Genomic DNA, 19,601 nt, shown 5'->3' on the forward strand with positions numbered 1-19,601 from the left:
CGGTATCGGATCAGTCGGACCCGCCACTGAGCGGCAGGGTGCGCAGCCGAATAACTTCATAAGAGGTCGGCCGGACGCCGACCAACGACGAGAGAACGGAGCGCATCATGTCGCAGCTGGGATTCCGGGTCCGCATCGAGGCCAAGCCCGAGTTCGCCGACCAGGCGGAGGCCACCCTGCGGGGTGCCCTGGAGCTGGCGCGCGAGGAGAAGGGCACGGTCACCTGGTTCTCGTTCAAGGAGAGCCCCACCGTGTTCGGGGTGTTCGACACCTTCGAGGACGAGCAGGGCCGCTCCGCGCACCTCAACGGACGGATCGCCGACGCGCTGAAGGAACTGGCGCCCACGATGTTCGCCGTCGCCCCCGAGATCTGCCCGGTGGACATCCTCGCGGTCAAGCTGCCCTGACGCCAGGACCCCCGTGCCGCCGATCCCTGGAGCCCACCGAGGTCAGCGCCCGCAAGCCCCCGCCGTCAGCTGTCGGCCGGGGGCCAGCGGAGCTCGGCGACGCCGCCGGGCGGGACGTCCACCTGGGCGGCGCCGGTCTCGTGGTCCCGCCAGACCGTGTAGCGGCCGGCCGGCAGCGGCGAGATCACCGCGCAGTGCACCGTACGGTCCGCCAGCAGCCGGGGCCGCACGGCGGCGTGGGTGCGGTGGTCGTCGTTCCCCAGCGGGCTGACCTCGATCTCCAGGCCGTCCTCGGCCGGGCCGGTGTGCAGGATCAGCGCGCCCAGCTCGCCGCCGATTTCCAGCACCACGGTCCCCTCCCGCGAGGGCGCGGGCAGCGGTGCATGCGTGTGCGCATGCGCCTCCGGCGGGGTGTGCGCGTGCCGGTCCTCGTGGGGCTGCAGGTCCTCGTGGGGCTGGGGCAGTGGGTGGGGATGGGTGTGCGGCATGACGTCCTCCGGGGACGGTGCAGGGGGTGGGGCCAGAGGAGGGGTGCCGGCGGCGGGGAGGGCACCGCCGGCACCGGCACTGACGGGCGGTTCAGGACGGGTTGTGGTACCCGTCGTAGGGGACGCCCAGGTAGGGGAAGCGGTCCAGGTACGGGTTCTTGACGTCGGCGGGGGTCAGCCCGTCGGTGATCACGCCGGCCGCGGCGTCGGGGGTGAACGACTTGTCCACCAGCGGGTAGGTGATGCCGGCGATGGCGCGCAGCTCCACCGTCACCACGTCGTCGAACACCCGGCGGCCGTTGGGGAAGCCCGCCGGGTCGCCGGCCACCAGGCCGAGGATGTTGGGGGACTTGGCCGGCGGCACCGCGATGTTGAGGCGCAGCATGTCCGCCTTGGTGGCCCCGGTGTGGTTCTGGAAGCCGGGGACGATCCCGGCCGGGATCCCGGTGAGCAGGATCGCCAGCAGGTCGGCGCGGGGCTTGCCGGACTTGTTGAGCGCGTCGAGTTGGGGGAACTCGCCCGGGTAGAGCACCGGCAGCAGTCCGGCGAGCTCCGGCTTGGCGACGTACCCGGCGAACTTCTTGTCGTCGGCCGGGGGCAGTGAGTTCCACCGGTCCTTGCTGCCCATCGGGATGAGCACCTCGTTGACCAGCGGATTGCCCAGCCGGGACACCTGCACGTAGGGGCCGGACTCGTGGTCGGTGCCGTGCCCGGCGTCGATCACCCGGGCCTGGCGGCGGCCTGCGGTGGTCCACACGCCGATCGTCGCGCGCGGGTCGTTGACGTCCCCGCCGTTCCAGCCGCGCCGGGTCAGCTCGGTGATCGGCACCTGCAGCGCCAGGCTGTGGACGTTCAGCTCCTTGGTGGTGTTCACGCCCGGGGCGGGCCCGGTGAACACGCTCATGCCGAACTGGTTGTGCAACTGCTGGAACGGCCGCAGGTTCGCCAGGTCGAAGATCGACCCCAGGTCGACGTAGAAGCCCTCGGCGCGCTGACCGGCGAAGACCCTGCGGTGCTTGCCGACGGTGTGGACCGCGGCGTCGGCCAGCGCGGCGTAGTCCGGCGTGGACAGCGGGCCGATGTTGCAGGGAGGGCAGGCCAGATCCCGGCCCAGCACGGTGGTCCGGCCGCCGGCCTCGACCCGGGTCAGGGTGTAGGTCTGCCGCCGGTTCCAGCTGGGCGAGTCCAGCGCGGTGATCGGGCCGGTGTTGTAGAGGAACGTGTTCGGGTTGCCCACGTGGGTGGTGAACTGGAACTGGTACGTCACGTCGGGGCGGCCGTCGCCGTCGTTGTCGACATGGATCTCGTACAGCACGTCGTCGCCGAACTCGTAGAAGTTCGGGCCGCCGGCGGCGCCCTGCAGCGGGATGTAGTTGGCGATCAGGGTGACGGTGTCGCAGGCGTCGGGGCTGACGAAGGCGTAGACGTCGGTGCTGTCCGCCACCGGGTCCTTGGAGATCTCGGGGGCTTCGCGATGGGACGACATGATGGGCCTCGGGGGTGTCGAAGGGGGCAGGGGAGTCGCGTCGACCGGACCGGAACCGGACCGGAACCGGACCGGTCAGCGGGCGGCGCGCAGCAGCTGGGCGGCCAGCTTTGGGTCCTGGACCCGCTGGTGCGTCTCGCCCCGGTAGATGTCCAGTTCGCCGGAGCCGGCGTCCCGCAGGTGCACGATCACCGGGTCCTGCTCGGCGCTGTCGGCGCTGCCGGGGACGGTGGCGGGCTCGGCCTCGACCGCGCCGCGCGGCTCGGCCTCACCACGCACCCCGGCCGCGGCCGGGCCTGCCGCCGTGCCGAGCAGTGCCCCGGCGGCGAGCCCGACCGCACCCGCACCGGCCGCGTTGCGGATCAGGCCGCGCCGGGACAGCCCCGACGGTTCCGCGGTGTCGTCGAATTCGGGCAGCGAAGTGTCAGTCGACATGGCGAATTCCTTCGGTCGTACGAAAGGAGGAATGGGCTGCAGCCGCGACGGCGGCATACGCCGCGAGCCGTGGACGGCGACTCGCTGAAAGGTGCGCGATGACGCACAGCCGGTCCGTGGCAGACGAGGTTCGGCCACTGCGCAGTCAAACGCCGCCCGGGGCGGGCGTCAAGAAGCCGCGCCCTAACGATGGGTCAGAAACTGTGCCGGGACTGGACTCTGTGCAGGTCAGCCAACATCTGCTGGGCCGAACGGGCGGAAACCCGAATTGCTCGGACCGCGACCAATCCGGTGACCGAGCTGTTCCGAAGATTCAGTGGCGGACCGAAAGGAGTGCTGCGCGAAGGAATTGTCGTACGACCGTTCAGTGGGGAATCAGCCGAGCATCGACGCCAGTTTGGTGACGGTGTTCCAGTTGCGGGCGGTCACGGTCAGTTTGAGTTTCCGCTCGACGAACGGGCCCACCGCGGGAGACTCCAGGGCGCCGTTGGGGCACCACTGGTAGATGACCCGGTCGCCGAGGACCACCTCGTCCGGCGCCAGGCTGCGCGGGTCGTTCTCGGCGAGCAGCGCCGGGTCCGGGTCGGCCGACAGGAAGTGGGCGAACATCCGCGAGCCGTTGTCGGCGACCGCCGTCAGCGGATGGGCGTCGATCACGGCCTGCAGCTCCGGGCCGGTGCGCACCAGCACGCGTACCGTCATGTCCAGCTGCTCGCGGATCCCGTCCTCGATCCTGGCGGCCACCGCGTCCGGCCCCTCCGGGCTGGTCAGCACGGCGTTGCCGCTCTGCAGGTAGGTGCTGACGTCGGTGAAGCCCCAGGTGGCGAGAAGCTCGCGCAGCTCGGCCATGGAGATCTTCTTGTGCCCGCCGACGTTGATACCTCGGATGAGTGCTGCGTAGCGGGGCACGACCGGCTTCCCTTCGACGGACTTCACTTCCCGCAGCCTATCGCCGAGATCGGCCCGTCGGCGGCTGCTCCAGCAGCAGGGGTTCCAGCAGCGGGACGTAGCGTTCGGCCACCTGCTCCGGGGGCAGCGCCCGCAGCTCGTCCGCCTGGACCATCGCGTACAGCGCGCCCAGTCCCAGCAGCACGCCGACCGCCATCTCGGCGCGCAGCCCGGCGTCCGGTCCCGGCAGCCGTTCGGCGAGCCGGCCCACGACGCGTGCCTTGAAGTTCTCCCGTACCGCCTCCCCCTGCTCCGCGTGCAGCCGGGAGAAGGCGATCCGCAGGATCGGGTCGCGCCCGTGCTCCGTCTGGGTGCTCAGCACCCGCAGCACCATATGCCGGGCCAGGTCCGGCAGCGGGGCGTCCAGCAGGGCCCGGGCGTCCTCGTCGTCGAAGGTGAACACCTGGGCGAACAGCTGTTCCTTGCTGCCGAAGTACTTCATCACCAGGGCCGGACTGACCCCGGCCCCTTGGGCGATGGCCCCGATGGTGGTGTCCGCGTACGCGTGTCGGCCGAAGGAGCGCCGCGCCGCTTCCAGGATCTCGGCCCGTCGCGCCTCGGCATCGCGCGGACGGGATCCGGCCGCCGGGGCAGCCGCAGCGGGGTCCTGAGGCGGGACGTCCTGCTGCTCTGCCTGCGGCCCGCCCTGCGGTTCTGACGGTGGCGCTGCCTGCTGCTCTGCCTGCGGTACCTGGTGGCCTCGGGTCACGTGCTCTCCTCCGCTGCGGTCGGTTGCACGGTCGTCGGTGGCACGGTACCCGGTGACGCCGTGGCCGGCTGTGCGGCGGCACCGCTGCCGGCGGGTGTCTCGACGTCGGGGTGTTCGCGCGGGATGGTGCAGGCGGCCACGCAGGCCAGCAGCGCGACCGCACAGGCGATGGCGAAGGCGGTCCGGTAGCCGTTCAGGGTGGGCGCGGTGACGATACCGGCGCCGGCCGTGCCGGTGCTGACCAGGCTGTGCGCCAGCACGGCCGCGACCACCGCGCTGCACAGCGCCTGGCCGATGGTCCGCATCAGCACGTTGAGGCCGTTGGCGGCGGCCGTCTGCTGCTGCGGCACAGCCCGCATGATCAGGGTGGGCAGCGCCGAGTACGCCAGCGCGGTGCCCACCGAGACCACGGCGGCCCCGCCGATGACGGCGACCAGTTGCCGGCTGTCCGCGATCCGCAGCAGATAGCCCATGGCGATCACCAGTGCCCCGGCCGCCAGCGTGATCCTGGCCCCGCGCGCCGCCGAGATCCGCGCCGACAGCGGGGCGAAGGCCACCATCAGCACCCCACTGGGCAGCAGGCACAGACCGGCCGCCGCGACACCGAGCCCCAGCCCGTAGCCGGTGGCCCGGGGTGCCTGCACCAGCTGTGCGGTGACCAGCGAGTTGGCGTAGAAGGAGAACCCCGCCAGCAGTGCCGCCAGGTTCGGCAGCGCCACCGCCGGACGCAGCGTCAGCCGCAGGTCGACCAGCGGCTCGGCGGTGCGCAGCTGCCGTCTGGTCCAGCCGGCCCCGACCAGCAGGGTGGCGGCCAGCAGCCCGGCGATCCTGGTGCTGGTCCAGCCCCAGTCACCGCCCTTGGACACGGCGAGCAGGACGCAGGTCAGCGCGACCGCCAGCCCCAGCGCACCGGGTACGTCGAAGCGTCCGGCCGCCCCGGGTGCGGAACGGGGCACCAGACGCCAGGCGAGCGCCGTCGCCAGCGCCGCCAGGGCGGTGGTGGCCCAGAACATCAGGTGCCAGTCGGCGTACTGGACCAGCAGTGCCGCCAGTGGCAGCCCGACGGCCGCGCCGATGCCCACCGTCGAGCTCATCAGGGCGACGGCCGACCCGATCCGCTCGCGGGGGAGCACATCGCGCAGCAGGCTGATCGACAGCGGGATGACCGCGGCGCCCACCCCCTGCAGCGCGCGTCCGGCCAGCAGTACGCCCAGGTCGGAGGTGAGCGCGCAGGCCAGCGACCCGGCGGTGAGCGCACCCAGCGCGGCCAGCAGCATCGGCCGCTTGCCCACCATGTCCCCGGCGCGGCCGAGTACGGGCGTGGCTATCGCGCCGGTCAGCAGCGTGACGGTGACCACCCAGCCGACGTCCGCCGCCGAGGAGTGGGTCAGCCGGGGCAGGTCGGGGAGCAGCGGCACCACCGCGGTCTGCACCAGCGTGGCCGTGATGGCGCCGAATCCGAGTACGGCCAGGGTGGCCCGCCCGGTGGGGTGCTGCGGCATGGGCGTCGTCCTCCGTGGGATCCCGGCGAGGTGAATGAGCATTCACCACTGTAGGGCACGGGTCTGCGCCGCTCCGAGGGTGCCCCGGCCCGGCCGGATCAGGGCAGGCCGGGGCCATCGCGCCGGAGGCCAGGGCTGCAGCCGGCCGGGACTGCCGCCGGCCGGCACTACCGCCGGCCGGGCCTGGGGTCACGCGTCCGGGCACGGGTCCTCGGTGGCTATCTGCCGCAGGATCCGCTCGGAGAGCGCGGCCAGGGTCGCGGTCTGCTCGCCGTCGAGGGCGTCGAACACCAGCTGGCGCACCGTCTCGACATGACGCGGCGCGGCGGCCTCGATGCTCTGCCGTCCGGCCGCCGTGATCGCGATGAACGAGCCGCGCCCGTCGGTGGCGCACTCCTCGCGGGCTATCAGCCCGCGCTTGGCCATCCGCGACAGATGGTGCGACAGCCGGCTCTTCTCCCAGTTCAGCGCGCGGGCCAGCTCCATGACCCGCCGACGGCCCTCGGGTACATCGGTCAGATGCACCAGTACCTCGTAGTCCGCGAGGGACAGGTCGGACTCGGCCTGCAGCTGGCGGCCGAGATGCGCCGTGAGCTGGGCCTGCATCGCCAGGAAGCTGCGCCAGGCGTGCTGCTGCGCGGGATCCAGCCAGTGCGCGCCTCCGCCGCTCCCGGCGCCGGTCTTCGTGCTGCCGCCTTCGGTCGCGTCGGCGTCGCGGTCATCGAGGTCGCTGTCGTTCATGGCGCCACTCTACCGGATGTAGTTGACGCATCACCTACTCCTGCCTAGGCTATAGATGACGCATCAACCACCAAGGACACAATCCCCGAGGAGGACGCGATGACCACGGCCATCACCCCCGAGCTCTCCGGCACTTACACCCTCGACCCGGCGCACAGCCGGATCGGTTTCGTCGCCCGTCACGCCATGGTCACCAAGGTCCGGGGCTCCTTCAACGAGTTCACCGGCACCGCCGTGGTCGACGCCGAGAAGCCCGAGCAGTCCTCGGTCAGTCTCTCCATCCAGGTCGCCAGCATCGACACCCGCAACGCCGACCGCGACGGACACCTGCGCAGCAACGACTTCCTGGCGATGGACGAGTACCCGCAGATCACCTTCGCCTCCACCGGCGTCAAGCTGTCCGACGGCAGCGTGCAGATCGACGGCGACCTGACCGTACGCGGCGTCACCAAGGCGATCACGCTCGACTTTGACTTCGAGGGTGCGGCCACCGACCCGTTCGGCAACCACCGCCTCGGCTTCGAGGGCAGCCACGCCATCAGCCGCAAGGACTACGGCATCACCTGGAACGCGCCGCTGGAGACCGGCGGTGTGCTGGTCAGCGACAAGATCACGCTGGAGTTCGAGATTTCCCTGATCAAGAACGTCTGATCGTTCAGGAAAGTCTGATCGTTCAAGAGGGTCTGATCGATCCGGAAACGTCTGGTCGCGACCGTGGTCGCGGAGGGCGTGGCAAGGGGCGGCGCACGACCCGTCGGTCGCGCGCCGCCCCTCGTGCCGGCCGCTGCCGCGTCGCCGCAGTCGGCGGAATCAGCCGTGCAGGTAGACGATGCCGAGCTTGGTCAGCTGCCAGAGCTGGCCCGCCCCGCCGTTGTCGTTCTGCAGCTCGGTGACCGGGTTGCCGGCCGAGTCGGTGCTGCTGCCGGGCGCGGCGACCATGCCGGTGTTCTGGGAATCGGCCAGCTTGTAGAGGCCGTTGCCGGCCGGCTCCAGCATCCAGTGCTGGTTGCCGCCGCCGTTGCAGCCCCACTGCTCCAGCTTGGTCCCTGCGGCGGCGGAACCGCCGGTGGCGTCCAGGCACATGGTGCGGTTGCCGCTGAAGTCCAGCTCGTAGCTGCCACCGGCCTTCGCCTCGAACACGAAGGACTGGTTCAGCCCGCCGTCCGCGCCGTAGGTGATGGCCGGGCGGCCGTTGGTGCTGTCGCCATAGCTGCCACCGCCGGAGAAGTCCAGGACCTGGCCGGTGGCGTGATTGGTGAGCTGGTACCAGGCGCCGTCCTCCGGCGCGTCGTTGAACGGCTGACCAGCGGTCAGCGGCTCGATGGTGGTGCCGTCGGCCTGGTCCAGGGTGCAGTAGGCCTCCTGCTGCGCGGCGGTGTCGTAGAACTCGCCGAGGCAGACGCCCTCACCCTTGTAGCCGGCCACGCGCGGGTGGTACGACTGCCGGATCTCGTTCTCGCACAGGCTCAGAATGCCGATGGAGTAGTCGCATCCGTTGCGGGTGTTCTCGCTCAGGTCGATCACGTCGCCGTTGGTGTACTCGTACGGCGAGCTGGTCCACTCGGCGCAGACCTCGTGGCCGTAGCTGACCCGGCGCTGGTCGAGGAAACGGACCCCGGGCACCGCCTCGGCCGCCGTCCGCAGCGAGTCGTCCAGCTGCGGCACCACCCAGTTGTGGCCCCAGGCCAGGTCCTCAGGGAAGGCCGGGCAGCCGTCGGCGACCTTGCCCGCGTAGCTGTTGTCGCGGATGTCCGGGGTGATCGGGGTGAAGTACGACTGCATGACCAGCTGGTAGTCGCCGTCGGCGTAGCCGGCGTTGCGCATGGTCTGGCGCACGTCGGTGAGCGCGGCCTCGATCTTGGGGATCACGGCCTTGGCGCGGGCGCTGATCGTGGCGCTGCCGATGGTGTCGCGGCAGCCCTGGGACTTGGGGATCGGGAAGTACTGCCCCAGGCAGCTCTCCATGATCCCGCTGAAGTTGAAGTCGTCGTTCGCGCCGATGGTCACCACGACCATCTTCACCTGATAGTTCGCCGCCGTCTGGGCCAGCTGCGTGTCCTGCTTCGGTTCGCCGAAGTCGCCGCTCCCGCCGCCGGTGATCTTCGCGAGGGTCGGGTCGCTGGTCAGGTCGCCGGTCTGGGCGCCACTGCAGGCGAGATCGATTCCGGTGACGCCGGAGAGCCCGGTGTCGAAGATCTCCGACTGCGGGTGCCGGTGACAGTAGTTCTTGGGTCCGTCCGTGCCGGCGAAGTAGCCGTCACTGGTGTCGGTGCCCGCGCCCTCGCCGGAGATCGCACTGTCGCCGAGGGCGACGATCGCGGGGGCCTTGGCTGCGGTGGCCGAGGCCGTGTGCCCGGTGTGGGTCGCAGTGGGGGTGCTCGCGGCAGAGGTCCCGGCGAGTCCGACAGTGGCGAGCACGACGGCGCCGGCGAGGGCGGCCGTCCTGCTCATGGCTGATCCGTTACGTGCTGGTCTGATCACGCGTGGCTCCTGTGAAGGCAGGGGAGACCGCCCGGGGGTGGCCGGGTGGTACGGAGCGGGGGAACAGCGATCGGTCGAGTCCAGACCATAGATACCGCCGAGTAACAAAACAAGAGGCGTGCTCATGTTTTTTGCACATGCCAAGGCTGACCCATCGGCGCGCGGCGCGCGGGGGCGGCGGGTCCGGCCGGTGCCGGGTCCGGGCTAGATTGATCCCACAATGAACCGCCTGACGACTGCACACGCTGAGTACGACCTGCTCCGCTGGCCCGCCGACCCCAGCGACCAGCTCCGCGCCTGGGACGCCGCCGACGCCTACCTGCTCCGCCATCTCGAAGGCCCGGACGCCCCCACCGGCACCAGCCCCGACGGGACCGACGCCGCCGAGCCCGGGATCGCCCCCGCCACCGCCGAGCCCGTGGACCTGTCCGGCACCGTGGTGCTGCTCGGCGACCGCTGGGGAGCGCTGGCCACCGCGCTGGCGCAGCACGGGCCGGTCCAGATCGGCGACTCGTTCCTGGCCCAGGAGGCGACCCGGGCCAACCTCGCCGCGAACGGGCTGGACCTGGACATGGTGCGGCTGCTCAGCACCCAGGACCAGCCGCCGCCGCGCATCGACGTGCTGCTGGTGCGCGTGCCCAAGAGCCTCGCCCTCCTGGAGGACCAGCTCTGCCGCCTCGCCCCGTCGCTGCACCCGGGCACCGTGGTCGTCGGCACCGGCATGACCACCGAGATCCACACCTCCACCCTCAAGCTGTTCGAGCGGATCCTCGGACCCACCCGCACCTCCCTTGCGGTACGCAAGGCGCGTCTGATCTTCTGCACCCCGCGGCCCCGTCCGACCGCACCGGTCAGCCCCTGGCCGATCAGCTACGCGCTGCCGGACGGTGTCGGGGTGGTCTCCGGGCGTACGGTCAGCAACCATGCCGGGATTTTCTGCGCCGAGCACCTCGACATCGGCACCCGCTTCCTGCTGCAGCACCTGCCCCGTCGCGACGGGCGCGAGTTGGTCGTGGACCTCGGCTGCGGCAACGGCGTGGTCGGCACGGCGGTGGCGCTGGCCAACCCGCAGGCCGAACTGCTGTTCACGGACGAGTCGTTCCAGGCCGTGGCCTCCGCGAGGGAGACCTTCGCGGCCAACCTCGGACCGGACCGGGTCGCTCGGTTCGAGGCCGCCGACGGACTGGTCGACGTCGCCCCGGGTTCGGTGGACCTGGTCCTCAACAACCCGCCGTTCCACACCTATCGTGCCGAGGGCGACGCGGTCGCCTGGCGGATGTTCACCGGAGCGCGCACCGCGCTGCGCCCCGGCGGCGAGCTCTGGGTGATCGGCAACCGGCACCTCGGCTACCACGCGAAACTGAAGCGGCTCTTCGGCAACGCCCAACTCGTGGCCAGTGACCGCAAGTTCGTCGTACTGCGCGCCGTCAGGCAGCGTAGGTGACGACCCCCACTCCCGCAGGGGTCGTCACGGTGTCCAGCGGTCCAGACGTCCTGTGTTCTGGTGTCCTGCGTCGAGGTTGCTCAGGAGCCGGAGACCTGGGCGGGGCGGGTCCGGCGGGCGGCGGCGCTGAGTCGGTGGCCGCGGACCCGGAGGACGACCAGGCGGGTCAGCACCTCGCCGAGGGCCATCAGCACCAGGGCGGCGACCCAGGCCTGGCTGCCGGTGATCGAGTGCTCGACGCTGAAGCGGCCGATGGAGGGCCCGGCGCCGTGGGTGGAGGCGTAGGAGAAGGCCATCCGCAGGCCGATGCCGACCACCCAGAGCACCGCGGCGGTCACGCCCGCCCGGGCGAAGGGCACCCCGTCGGTGCCCAGCGACAGCCGGGTGGAGACCGCCGCGCCTGCGCCGAGCAGCACCCCGACGCCGGTCAGTGTGAGGATCAGCACCAGGTCGTTGCCGTCCGTGGGGATGGAGTGCAGGTACTGGAAGCCGACGACCCCGACGATGGCCAGCGGCAGTAGCAGGTTGACCAGGTCCAGGCGGGACCCGCGGATCTGCCGGATCACGAGCAGGACCAGGACTGCGTTGAGGAGGTACTCGGTAGCGCTCATGGGTCCAGCCTGCCGATCCGGCCTGCTGGGGGGATCGGCCGACGGGTGGGGCGCGGGGTGGAGTCCCCGCTCCACCCGGGGATGGACCCGGCCGCGCCGGCGCCCGGACCGCGGTCCGGATCGCCCGGATCGCCGGGCGGCGCGGTCGGTCGCCCGGGCGGACAGGAGCGTGGAACGTACCCGCAGCCCTGCCGGGCCGGACTCGTCCGACTACGGTCAGTAACCCTGGCTGCCGTAGGCGATGGTCTCGAAGGAACCGTAGCGGTCGTTGGCGTAGCGGACGCCGGCGATGATCGAGTCGACCGGGTTGAGGATGTCCTTGTGACCCGGGAGCGACCACTCGTTGAACGTCGGCTTGATGGTCTGGATCAGCCCGTAGGTGCCGCCGTAGAGCGCCTGGTTGCCGTCCCAGTGGTTCTGCGCCAGCGGGTTGCCGGAGGACTCGGTCATCGCGCGCGCCTTGACGGAGGCGGCGGACGGGACCTTGTCGCCGTCCGCGGCCAGGATGTCGCGCGCCTGCGCGATCCAGCCGTCCAGGTTGTCGGCGTAGGTCTTCTGCTGCGGCTTGGCGGCCGGGGCCTTCGCGTGCTCGGTCGGCTTGGCGGCGGCGGGCTTGGCGGCGGCGGGCTTGGCGGCGGCCGGCGCGGCGTGGTGCGCCGCCGGGGCGGGCTTGGCGGCGGTCACGGTCGGCTTGGCGGCTGCCTGCGCGTTCGCCGGGGTGTGGGCCTGGGCCTCGCCGGTGGCCAGGGCGGAGCCGAGCGCCGCCGCGGACGCGATCACGAAGTAGGTGGCCAGACCGGCGGGCGTGCGTGCAGAGAAGAGCATGTCCATCCAAAGCTTGACGACAGGGAGCAGCGCCGCAGGCCCTGAAGGGGTTCGGTCGGCGCGGTGGGAGAGCGGGGCCGGCATCGGGGCGGTGCCCGGAGCCCGGTGGCCCTGCTGCGGCCTGCTGGAGGCCTGGTGCGAGCCGCCGACTGGTTGTGCACACACGCGGCGGTCGCAGTTCTCCCACGGGGGGCATCGCTGCCCGGCAACCACAGTCACACACCGGTGCAGATGGGTCCAAAGCCACCGGGCGCTCAGGCGGCTGGAACCGCTACCGGTCGATACATGGTCATTTGTCTGCCCTGTCCGGTAATGCGACCAATAGGCCCGGGATATGACAGTGCCTCAGCGGTGTCCGCTGAGGCACTGTGACGGCCCTTGTGTTCTTCCTCACCCGGCTCCGGAGGGGCCCCCGGACATGGCTGGGCAGCCCTCTGGGCCACGCCGATGTGACCTTGGCCACCGCGGGGTGGGCGGCCTGCCGCGGGCTGGTGTGACGATCGCCTCAGGTGGCACCGCGAGGCTTGCCCACGCCCGGGCGGTTCGGGTGCCAGGGCGGCCGGGCGACAGGGTGCGTCGGCCGCCGATCCGGGTTCGCGCTGTCGCGCTGTCGCGCTGTCGCGCTGTCGCGCTGTCGCGCTGTCGCGCTGTCGCGCTGTCGCGCAGTCGATCAGTCGCCCAGGAGCTTGAGGGACTCCTCCCGCATCTGCACCTTGCGGATCTTGCCGGTGACGGTCATCGGGAAGCCGTCGACCAGGTGCAGGTAACGCGGGACCTTGTAGTGCGCCAGCTTGCCGGCGCAGAACCCCCGGAGTTGATCGACCGTCAACTCAGGTGCACCGGGCCGGAGTTTCACCCAGGCCATCAGCTCCTCACCGTAGCGGGGATCGGGTACTCCGACCACCTGGACGTCCTCGATGTCCGGGTGGGTGTAGAGGAACTCTTCGACCTCGCGCGGGTAGACGTTCTCGCCGCCGCGGATCACCATGTCCTTGATCCGGCCCACGATCGAGACATAGCCGTCCGGCGCCATCTCGGCAAGGTCGCCGGTGTGCATCCAGCCGTCCGCGTCCACTGCCTCGGCGGTGCGCTCGGGATCCTCCCAGTAGCCCAGCATCACCGAGTAGCCGCGGGTGCAGAGCTCGCCGGGGGTGCCGGTGGGCACGGTCGTACCGGTCTGCGGGTCGACCAGCTTGATCTCGACGTGCGGGTGCACCCGCCCCACCGTGGCCACCCGGTGCTCCAGCGAGTCGGTGCGGCGGGTCTGGGTGGAGACCGGCGAGGTCTCCGTCATCCCGTAGGCAATGGTCACCTCGGTCATGCCCATCTCGCCGATGACCCGCTTCATCACCTCCACCGGGCAGGGCGACCCGGCCATCGTCCCGGTCCGCAGCGAGCTCAGGTCCCAGCGGCCCGGGGCCGCCTCGATCTGCGCGAGTTCGGCGATGAACATCGTCGGCACCCCGTAGAGCGCGGTGCAGCGCTCCTGCTGCACCGCGTCCAGCGCCTGCACCGGGTCGAACAGCGGTCCGGGGACCACGATGCACGCGCCGTGCGAGGTCGCGCCCAGATTCCCCATCACCATGCCGAAGCAGTGGTAGAACGGGACCGGCAGGCAGACCCGGTCCAGCTCGGTCCAGCCCTGCACCTCGGCCACCTGGAAGCCGTTGCCCAGGATGTTGCGGTGCGACAGTGTCGCCCCCTTGGGGAATCCGGTGGTCCCCGAGGTGTACTGGATGTTCACCGGATCGTCGGCCGTCAGCCCGGCCTCCCGCTCCCGAAGCCGTTCCAGCGGCAGCTGCTGACCCTCCGTCACCAGGGTGTCCCAGTCGGCGGTGCCGATGTGGACCACCCGCTCCAGCGCCGGGCAGTCCGCGCGTACGGCGGCGACCAGCGCGACATAGTCGCTGCTCTTCACCTGCGTCGCCGAGACCAGCAGTTTCGTCCCCGACTGGCGCAGGGCGTAGGCGATCTCGTGTTCGCGGTAGGCCGGGTTGAGGTTGACCAGGATCGCACCGGCCCGCGCGGCGGCGTACTGCAGCAGGACCCACTCCGCGCAGTTGGGCGACCAGATGCCGACCCGGTCGCCGACCTCGACCCCCGCCGCGCACAGGCCCCGGGCCAGGTCGTCGACGGCCGCGTCGAATCCCTGGTAGGTCCAGCGGCGGCCGGAGGCGCACTCCACCAGTGCTTCGCGGTGCGGGAACAGTCGCGCGGTGCGGGCCAGATCGGCGCCGATGGTGCGCTCGGGCAGCGGCGGCGCCGACTCGCCCTGCCGGTGCGAGAGCTGCGGACCGGGCTCTGCGGACATCCTCGTCCCCTTCGTCGCTCTGGCGTCCGCGACCTGTGTCTGCGCGGGCCGCGGTGGCTTCGAAGATTACCGATCAGGGGGCCGGTTCGGCAGGCCGTACGCGGCTTCGTGCGGACGGCGCCACTCCGACAGCCCATTCTGTCTGGACAAATAAAGTTGTCGGTGAGATGGTGAGGTCATGTGGGAAGTGACCGTGATCGAGGACGCCGCCGCGGCGGCCGCCTCGCTGGATCCGATACGCGCCGCGCTGCTCGCCGAGCTCGCCGGCGAGCCGGCCTCGGCGGCGATGCTGGCCGGCCGGGTGGGCCTGCCCCGCCAGAAGGTGAACTACCACCTCCGGGCGCTGGAGCAGCACGGGCTGGTGGAACTGGCGTTCGAGCGCCGCAAGGGCAATGTCACCGAGCGGATGATGCGGGCCACCGCGGCCTCCTATGTCATCTCCCCGCAGGCGCTGGCAGCCGTGCAGCCCGACCCGGGCCGCTTCCGGGACCAGCTCTCGGCGCGTTGGCTGCTCGCGGTCGCCGCCCGGCTGGTACGCGATGTCGGTGTGCTGATCACCGGCGCGGCCAGGGCCGACCGGCGGCTGGCCACCTTCGCCCTGGACGGCGAGGTCCGCTTCGCCACCGCCGCCGACCGGGCCGCGTTCGTCGACGAGCTGACCCGGGGCGTCGGCGCGCTGGTCGCCAAGTACCACGACGCGGACGCCGAAGGCGGGCGCCCGCACCGGATCGTGGTCGCCCTGCACCCCACCGTCAAACCCGGACACGGCGATCCCGTCGCGGTCGCCGGCCCCGCCCCCGCCCCTACGCCCACGCCCGAGCCCGAGCCGAGGTCCGGACGGACCGTCATCGAGGAGTCGTCATGAGGAAGTTGATCGTCAGTGAGTTCCTGACCGCAGACGGCGTCATGGAGTCGCCGCACGAGTGGCACGGCGCGTACTTCGACGAGGACATGGCCGGCACGGTCGCGGCCCAGATGGCCGCCTCCGACGCGTTGCTGCTCGGCCGGACCACCTATGAGGGCTTCGCGGCGGCCTGGCCGGCCATGCCGGACGCGCCCGGCGCCGACCATATGAACAACGTCGCCAAGTACGTGGTGTCGACCACCCTGGAGAAGGCCGACTGGAACAACTCCACGGTCATCGGCGCCGATCCGGCCGCCGCGATCTCCCGGCTCAAGGAGCAGGACGGTGGCGACATCACCGTGATGGGCAGCGCGACCCTGGTCCAGTGGCTGCTGCGGGAGGGCCTGGTCGACCAGATCGAGCTGCTCGTCGACCCGGTGGTGATCGGTCACGGCAAGCGCCTGTTCCAGGACGGGCTGGAGCGCACTCCGCTGGACGTCGTCTCCTCGCGGATGTTCGGCTCGGGGGTCCACCACGTCGTCTACGCGCCGAAGCGCGGCTGAACCGCCCGGTCGGAAGGTCGAAGGAGTCACCGCACATGTCCGAGAACGCAGCAGCCAGGGTCCCGGTCGGCCGGGAGTTCGAGATCGTCCGCGAGTTCGGGGTCGACGCGAGCCCCGACCAGGTCTGGACCGCGATCACCACGGGTACCTCCGGCTGGCTCTGGCCGATGGAGTACGAGCCGAAGCAGGGCGGGGCGGCCCCCTTCGGCGGCGTCGTCGCCGTCTGGGACCCGCCGCACCGGCTGACCGGCCGGGTCGACAGCCCCGACGGGGTCGCCGGGCAGATCCTGAACCAGCTGGACCATGTCATCGAGCCCCGGGAGGGCGGCGGATCCTGGGTCCGCTACGTCCACAGCGGGATCTTCGTCGACAACTGGGACGACCAGTACGACGGCGCCGACAAGCACACCGACTTCTACCTGCACACCCTGCGGCAGTACCTGCGCCACTTCGCCGGCCGCGGCGCCGCCTACGCCTCGGTCGACGGTCCGGCCGCCTCTACCGCGCCGGACGCGCTCGACGTGGTGAGTCGTGCCCTCGGCATCCCCGACAACGCGGCCCAGGGTGACGCGGTCCTGGTCACCGCCCCGGGCGGGGCGCCGTTCGAGGCGGTGCTCGACTACCGCAACCGCTGGTTCGTCGGGCTGCGCACCGGGGACGCGATGGTGCGGATCTTCGGCCGCAACCACTTCGGAGCCCCCGTCGGCGTCAGCGTGCACGACTTCGCCGCCGGTGCGGACGCCGGGAAGGCGGCGCGAGCCTGGCAGGACTGGCTGACCGGGATCTTCGGCTGACGGGATCTTCGGCTGACCGGCCTCTGCGACGGAAGAGGGGAGCGGGTGGGACCCGGGTCGGGGCGGCGCTAGCGTACGGCGTACGGTATGGGTGAACGTCTGTTTGCACCACGGGGGAGTCCTCGAACACCATGCCGTCACCTTCAGCGCCACCCGCCTCATCCCTACCACCCATTCCGCCCGCCGTCGACAAGCGCCGCCGCTGGCACCGGCGTTGGCAGTGGGAGCTACTGCTCCTGGTCTACGCCGCCTACGACGGCAGCCGACTGCTCGTCCACAACAAGGAGGAGCAGGCCGAGCACCACGGCGAGATGCTGCTGCACGCCGAGCGCCGGTTCCGGATGGAACCCGAGCACTGGCTGAACTCGGCCTTCGCACACCACGCCTGGCTCGGCGTGCCGGCCGACTACATCTACGCCTCGCTGCACTACCTGGTCACCCCGTTGGTGCTGATCTGGATGTGGCGCAGCCACCGCGCCCACTATGCGCACGCGCGCACCTGGCTCGGCCTGGCCACCGTGTTCGGGCTGGTGGGATTCGTGCTGTTCCCGACCGCGCCGCCGCGGCTGCTGCCACACGGGGGCGGTTTCCACGACACCATGGCCCAGCACGCCGCCGTCGGCTGGTGGGGGGCCAGCGGCAGCGCGCCCCAGGGGCTCGGGTCGATGACCAACGACTTCGCGGCCATGCCCAGCCTTCACGTGGGCTGGGCGCTCTGGTCCGGGCTGCTGATCTACCGCTACGCGCGCCACCGGGTGGTGCGGGTGCTGGGCCTGCTCTACCCGTTCGTGATCGCGCTGGTGGTGATGGGCACGGCCAACCACTATCTGCTGGACTGCCTGGCCGGTACCGCCGTCACCCTGCTCGGCCTGGCCGTCGTGGGCCCGATGCTGCGCTGGACCGGTCGCCGGGCCGCCCGGCGCCGGCAGCGCCCGGTCCCCGACTACGCGGTCCGCGCTGCGGACGGTCCGGCTCGGTCCGGGCCGGCCGTCCCGTCGCCGCGCCTCCCGGCCCACGACGACCGTCCCGACCTCAACACCGGCCCGGACCGCGACTTCGACCGGGACTTCGACCGCGACATCGACCGCGACACCGGCCCCGATCACGGCCCGGGCCGGGATCACGACACCGCGGGGGAGCGGCTGCTCTGACGGGACCAGTCGAGCGCGTGGCCGGTGGTCGCGTCGACGTGTCCGGGGACGGGGTCGGGCCGGTCGCCCACGGTGGAGGGGCCGGTCGGTCCAGGGGGTGGGTGCCGCGAATCTCAGAAGTTCGTCAAGTACGGTGTCGCCTGACCAGCACTGGGGCACAGTGCGGTTACTCCGGCGGACACGCCCGCCGGTGAGGGGGAAGGAGCCGAGATGGCGGTCGGCCTGGTTTTGATCATGCTCGCAATCGGCGGGATCGCGGTACTGGTGTTCGTCGGGATCATGGTCGCGGTCTCGCGCTCGGCCCGGGCAGGCGCTCAGCGCCATCCCCGGCCCGCCTACCCCGTTCCGGGCAATCTGGACTGGCTGCCGCAGGACGACCTGCAACAGCGCCAGATGCTGCACGGCACCTGGAACGCACCGGGCGCGCAGGGCGGCGGCCACGGCCACCACCCGCAGCACGGCCACCACGGCCACCACGGCCCGCAGAGCCACCAGGGCCACCAGGGCCACCACGGTGCGCACGACTCGGGCTGGAACCCCGGCTCCAGCTCCCCTTCGTCGTACGACAGCGGCTCCTCCTCGTCGCACCACGACTCGGGTGGCAGCTCGCACCACCACTGACGGACACAGCGCGACCCGAGGGGACCGAGCGGCCGGTCAGCCGGTCAGGCGTCCGGTCGGAGGGCGAGGGCGGCGGCCATGCGCCGGACCGCCTCGGTGACGAGTTCCGGGCTGGTCGCCAGGTTCATCCGCAGGTGGCCCGCGCCGCCGGTGCCGAAACCGGTGCCCGAGGTGAGGGCCACCCGGGCGTGGTCGAGGAAGAAGGCGGCGGGATCGTCGCCCAGGCCGAGGGTGCGGCAGTCCAGCCAGGCCAGGTAGGTGCCCTGGGCCGGCGTCTGCCGCACGGCCGGGAGGCGCTCGGCGAGCAGGGCGGTGAGCAGGCGGCGGTTGTCGTCCAGACCGGCCAGGAGTGCGTCGAGCCACTCGCCGCCGTCGCGCAGTGCGGCGGTGTGGGCGAGGATGCCGAGATGGCTCGGGCCGTGGCTGACCTCCTCCGGCATCCGGGCCAGGTCCGCGGCGGCAGCGGGACCGGCGACGGCGAGCGCCGCCTTGAGCCCGGCCAGGTTCCAGGCCTTCGAGGCCGACATCAGCGACAGTCCCGACTCGGCGCCGGGCACGCTCAGGTAGGGCGTGAACGTGCTCCCCGCGGCGACCAGCGGAGCGTGGATCTCGTCCGCCACCACCCGCACGCCGCACTCCGCGGCCAGCCGGGCGACGGCCGACAACTCCTCGGGGGTGTGCACCGTGCCGGTCGGGTTGTGCGGGCTGCACAGCAGGTACGCCGCCGCCCTGCCGTCCGCGACGGATCGCCGGAACGCCCACTCCAGCGTGCCGAAGTCGACGCGCCGGTCCGGCCCCAGCGGGGCCTCGACCACCTGCCGGTCCATGTTCCGCACGAACTGGTAGAACGGCGGGTAGACCGGGCTGTTGACGATCACCGGATCCCCGGACCGGGTGACCAGCCGGAGCATCTCGACCACGCCGAGCATCACGTCGGGCACGATCGCGGTACGTTCCACGGCCACGCCGTCCCAGCCCCAGCGCTTGGACGCGAACGCCGCCAGCGCCTCGGCGAACGCCGACCCGGCCGGGTAGCCGGTGTCGCCGAGCGCCACCGCGTCCGTGATCGCCCGCGCCACCGGCTCGGCGAGCGGCACGTCCATCTCAGCCACCCACAGCGGCAGCACGTCCTCGGGGTAGGTGCGCCACTTCATGCTGGTGCGGCGCCGCAGTTGATCGAGGGTCAGGACGCGCAGCGGGTTGTCGGGGCGGGCTGCACGGCGTGGCATCGGCTCCATGC

Annotated in this window: 20 protein-coding genes; 8 read left to right on the top strand and 12 right to left on the bottom strand. The window is 71.6% G+C overall.

All coding sequences use genetic code 11. From position 1 onward, the window contains the following. The first annotated feature begins 107 nt into the window (after positions 1–107). Positions 108–407, top strand: coding sequence for a putative quinol monooxygenase (locus ABH925_RS01105; RefSeq protein ID WP_370144658.1), 300 nt, complete (start codon positions 108–110; stop codon positions 405–407). 65 nt (positions 408–472) lie between these two features. On the opposite strand, the gene ABH925_RS01110 is transcribed toward ABH925_RS01105, so the two are convergent. From ABH925_RS01110 to ABH925_RS01140, 7 genes are all read right to left on the bottom strand, one after another. Continuing rightward, positions 473–895 (bottom strand): hypothetical protein, encoded by a 423-nt coding sequence (locus tag ABH925_RS01110; protein WP_370144659.1) that lies wholly within the window; start codon positions 893–895, stop codon positions 473–475. A 91-nt stretch (positions 896–986) separates the two neighbouring features. Beyond that, positions 987–2,381, bottom strand: a complete 1,395-nt coding sequence (locus ABH925_RS01115; RefSeq protein WP_370144660.1) for a DUF4331 domain-containing protein — start codon at positions 2,379–2,381, stop codon at positions 987–989. A gap of 75 nt (positions 2,382–2,456) precedes the next feature. Continuing rightward, positions 2,457–2,816 carry a hypothetical protein gene (locus tag ABH925_RS01120; protein WP_370144662.1) on the bottom strand — a complete coding sequence of 120 codons (360 nt, stop codon included), beginning with the start codon at positions 2,814–2,816 and terminating at the stop codon, positions 2,457–2,459. 375 nt (positions 2,817–3,191) lie between these two features. Continuing rightward, positions 3,192–3,752 carry a DUF1697 domain-containing protein gene (locus tag ABH925_RS01125; protein WP_370144663.1) on the bottom strand — a complete coding sequence of 187 codons (561 nt, stop codon included), beginning with the start codon at positions 3,750–3,752 and terminating at the stop codon, positions 3,192–3,194. Positions 3,753–3,762: 10 nt separating this feature from the next. Then, the gene (locus ABH925_RS01130; protein WP_370144665.1) at positions 3,763–4,473 is read right to left on the bottom strand and encodes a TetR/AcrR family transcriptional regulator; all 711 of its coding nucleotides are present in this window, start codon (positions 4,471–4,473) and stop codon (positions 3,763–3,765) included. Further along, positions 4,470–5,975, bottom strand: a complete 1,506-nt coding sequence (locus ABH925_RS01135; RefSeq protein ID WP_370144666.1) for an MFS transporter — start codon at positions 5,973–5,975, stop codon at positions 4,470–4,472. Before ABH925_RS01135 ends, ABH925_RS01130 begins: the two co-directional genes overlap by 4 nt. Before the next feature lie 189 nt (positions 5,976–6,164). After that, on the bottom strand, positions 6,165–6,581 hold the full coding sequence (locus ABH925_RS01140) for a MarR family winged helix-turn-helix transcriptional regulator (protein WP_370144931.1): 417 nt from the start codon (positions 6,579–6,581) through the stop codon (positions 6,165–6,167). Positions 6,582–6,815: 234 nt separating this feature from the next. Here ABH925_RS01140 and ABH925_RS01145 point away from each other — a divergent pair, with 234 nt between their 5' ends. After that, positions 6,816–7,367 carry a YceI family protein gene (locus ABH925_RS01145; RefSeq protein ID WP_370144667.1) on the top strand — a complete coding sequence of 184 codons (552 nt, stop codon included), beginning with the start codon at positions 6,816–6,818 and terminating at the stop codon, positions 7,365–7,367. A gap of 159 nt (positions 7,368–7,526) precedes the next feature. On the opposite strand, the gene ABH925_RS01150 is transcribed toward ABH925_RS01145, so the two are convergent. Continuing rightward, positions 7,527–9,167: an RICIN domain-containing protein gene (locus ABH925_RS01150; RefSeq protein WP_370144668.1), complete on the bottom strand. Its 1,641-nt coding sequence runs from the start codon at positions 9,165–9,167 to the stop codon at positions 7,527–7,529. 250 nt (positions 9,168–9,417) lie between these two features. Between ABH925_RS01150 and ABH925_RS01155 the strand changes: the two genes are divergently transcribed. Continuing rightward, positions 9,418–10,641, top strand: a complete 1,224-nt coding sequence (locus ABH925_RS01155; RefSeq protein ID WP_370144669.1) for a methyltransferase — start codon at positions 9,418–9,420, stop codon at positions 10,639–10,641. An 80-nt stretch (positions 10,642–10,721) separates the two neighbouring features. Here the strand turns inward: ABH925_RS01155 and ABH925_RS01160 are convergent, their stop codons facing one another. The 3 genes from ABH925_RS01160 to ABH925_RS01170 form a co-directional block, all read right to left on the bottom strand. Then, positions 10,722–11,252, bottom strand: coding sequence for a hypothetical protein (locus ABH925_RS01160; protein WP_370144670.1), 531 nt, complete (start codon positions 11,250–11,252; stop codon positions 10,722–10,724). A 216-nt stretch (positions 11,253–11,468) separates the two neighbouring features. Beyond that, on the bottom strand, positions 11,469–12,077 hold the full coding sequence (locus ABH925_RS01165) for a transglycosylase SLT domain-containing protein (protein ID WP_370144671.1): 609 nt from the start codon (positions 12,075–12,077) through the stop codon (positions 11,469–11,471). A gap of 670 nt (positions 12,078–12,747) precedes the next feature. Next, positions 12,748–14,388: an AMP-binding protein gene (locus ABH925_RS01170; protein ID WP_370144672.1), complete on the bottom strand. Its 1,641-nt coding sequence runs from the start codon at positions 14,386–14,388 to the stop codon at positions 12,748–12,750. A gap of 178 nt (positions 14,389–14,566) precedes the next feature. Between ABH925_RS01170 and ABH925_RS01175 the strand changes: the two genes are divergently transcribed. From ABH925_RS01175 to ABH925_RS01195, 5 genes are all read left to right on the top strand, one after another. Next, positions 14,567–15,253 (top strand): ArsR/SmtB family transcription factor, encoded by a 687-nt coding sequence (locus ABH925_RS01175; protein ID WP_370144673.1) that lies wholly within the window; start codon positions 14,567–14,569, stop codon positions 15,251–15,253. Then, positions 15,250–15,795, top strand: coding sequence for a dihydrofolate reductase family protein (locus ABH925_RS01180; protein WP_370144674.1), 546 nt, complete (start codon positions 15,250–15,252; stop codon positions 15,793–15,795). The genes ABH925_RS01175 and ABH925_RS01180 overlap by 4 nt, the downstream gene beginning before the upstream one ends. A 35-nt stretch (positions 15,796–15,830) precedes the next feature. Next, positions 15,831–16,589 carry an SRPBCC domain-containing protein gene (locus ABH925_RS01185; RefSeq protein ID WP_370144675.1) on the top strand — a complete coding sequence of 253 codons (759 nt, stop codon included), beginning with the start codon at positions 15,831–15,833 and terminating at the stop codon, positions 16,587–16,589. A 131-nt stretch (positions 16,590–16,720) separates the two neighbouring features. Beyond that, positions 16,721–17,740 (top strand): phosphatase PAP2 family protein, encoded by a 1,020-nt coding sequence (locus tag ABH925_RS01190; protein ID WP_370144676.1) that lies wholly within the window; start codon positions 16,721–16,723, stop codon positions 17,738–17,740. A gap of 210 nt (positions 17,741–17,950) precedes the next feature. Then, a complete protein-coding gene (locus ABH925_RS01195; RefSeq protein WP_370144677.1) occupies positions 17,951–18,361 on the top strand; it encodes a hypothetical protein in 411 nt (136 codons plus the stop codon). A gap of 44 nt (positions 18,362–18,405) precedes the next feature. Here ABH925_RS01195 and ABH925_RS01200 read toward each other — a convergent pair whose 3' ends face one another. Continuing rightward, positions 18,406–19,599, bottom strand: a complete 1,194-nt coding sequence (locus ABH925_RS01200; RefSeq protein ID WP_370144678.1) for a MalY/PatB family protein — start codon at positions 19,597–19,599, stop codon at positions 18,406–18,408. Between the last annotated feature and the right edge of the window lie 2 nt (positions 19,600–19,601).

The organism is Streptacidiphilus sp. EB129, assembly GCF_041262645.1.
Classification (GTDB): Bacteria; Actinomycetota; Actinomycetes; order Streptomycetales; family Streptomycetaceae; genus Streptacidiphilus.

Bases quoted from the DNA above. Each gene is read 5' to 3' on its own strand.
- ABH925_RS01105 (WP_370144658.1), top strand. From the start codon at position 108: ATGTCGCAGCTGGGATTCCGGGTCCGCATCGAGGCCAAGCCCGAGTTC.
- ABH925_RS01110 (WP_370144659.1), bottom strand. From the start codon at position 895: ATGCCGCACACCCATCCCCACCCACTGCCCCAGCCCCACGAGGACCTG.
- ABH925_RS01115 (WP_370144660.1), bottom strand. From the start codon at position 2,381: ATGTCGTCCCATCGCGAAGCCCCCGAGATCTCCAAGGACCCGGTGGCG.
- ABH925_RS01120 (WP_370144662.1), bottom strand. From the start codon at position 2,816: ATGTCGACTGACACTTCGCTGCCCGAATTCGACGACACCGCGGAACCG.
- ABH925_RS01135 (WP_370144666.1), bottom strand. From the start codon at position 5,975: ATGCCGCAGCACCCCACCGGGCGGGCCACCCTGGCCGTACTCGGATTC.
- ABH925_RS01140 (WP_370144931.1), bottom strand. From the start codon at position 6,581: ATGCAGGCCCAGCTCACGGCGCATCTCGGCCGCCAGCTGCAGGCCGAG.
- ABH925_RS01145 (WP_370144667.1), top strand. From the start codon at position 6,816: ATGACCACGGCCATCACCCCCGAGCTCTCCGGCACTTACACCCTCGAC.
- ABH925_RS01150 (WP_370144668.1), bottom strand. From the start codon at position 9,167: ATGAGCAGGACGGCCGCCCTCGCCGGCGCCGTCGTGCTCGCCACTGTC.
- ABH925_RS01155 (WP_370144669.1), top strand. From the start codon at position 9,418: ATGAACCGCCTGACGACTGCACACGCTGAGTACGACCTGCTCCGCTGG.
- ABH925_RS01160 (WP_370144670.1), bottom strand. From the start codon at position 11,252: ATGAGCGCTACCGAGTACCTCCTCAACGCAGTCCTGGTCCTGCTCGTG.
- ABH925_RS01165 (WP_370144671.1), bottom strand. From the start codon at position 12,077: ATGCTCTTCTCTGCACGCACGCCCGCCGGTCTGGCCACCTACTTCGTG.
- ABH925_RS01170 (WP_370144672.1), bottom strand. From the start codon at position 14,388: ATGTCCGCAGAGCCCGGTCCGCAGCTCTCGCACCGGCAGGGCGAGTCG.
- ABH925_RS01175 (WP_370144673.1), top strand. From the start codon at position 14,567: ATGTGGGAAGTGACCGTGATCGAGGACGCCGCCGCGGCGGCCGCCTCG.
- ABH925_RS01180 (WP_370144674.1), top strand. From the start codon at position 15,250: ATGAGGAAGTTGATCGTCAGTGAGTTCCTGACCGCAGACGGCGTCATG.
- ABH925_RS01185 (WP_370144675.1), top strand. From the start codon at position 15,831: ATGTCCGAGAACGCAGCAGCCAGGGTCCCGGTCGGCCGGGAGTTCGAG.
- ABH925_RS01190 (WP_370144676.1), top strand. From the start codon at position 16,721: ATGCCGTCACCTTCAGCGCCACCCGCCTCATCCCTACCACCCATTCCG.
- ABH925_RS01195 (WP_370144677.1), top strand. From the start codon at position 17,951: ATGGCGGTCGGCCTGGTTTTGATCATGCTCGCAATCGGCGGGATCGCG.
- ABH925_RS01200 (WP_370144678.1), bottom strand. From the start codon at position 19,599: ATGGAGCCGATGCCACGCCGTGCAGCCCGCCCCGACAACCCGCTGCGC.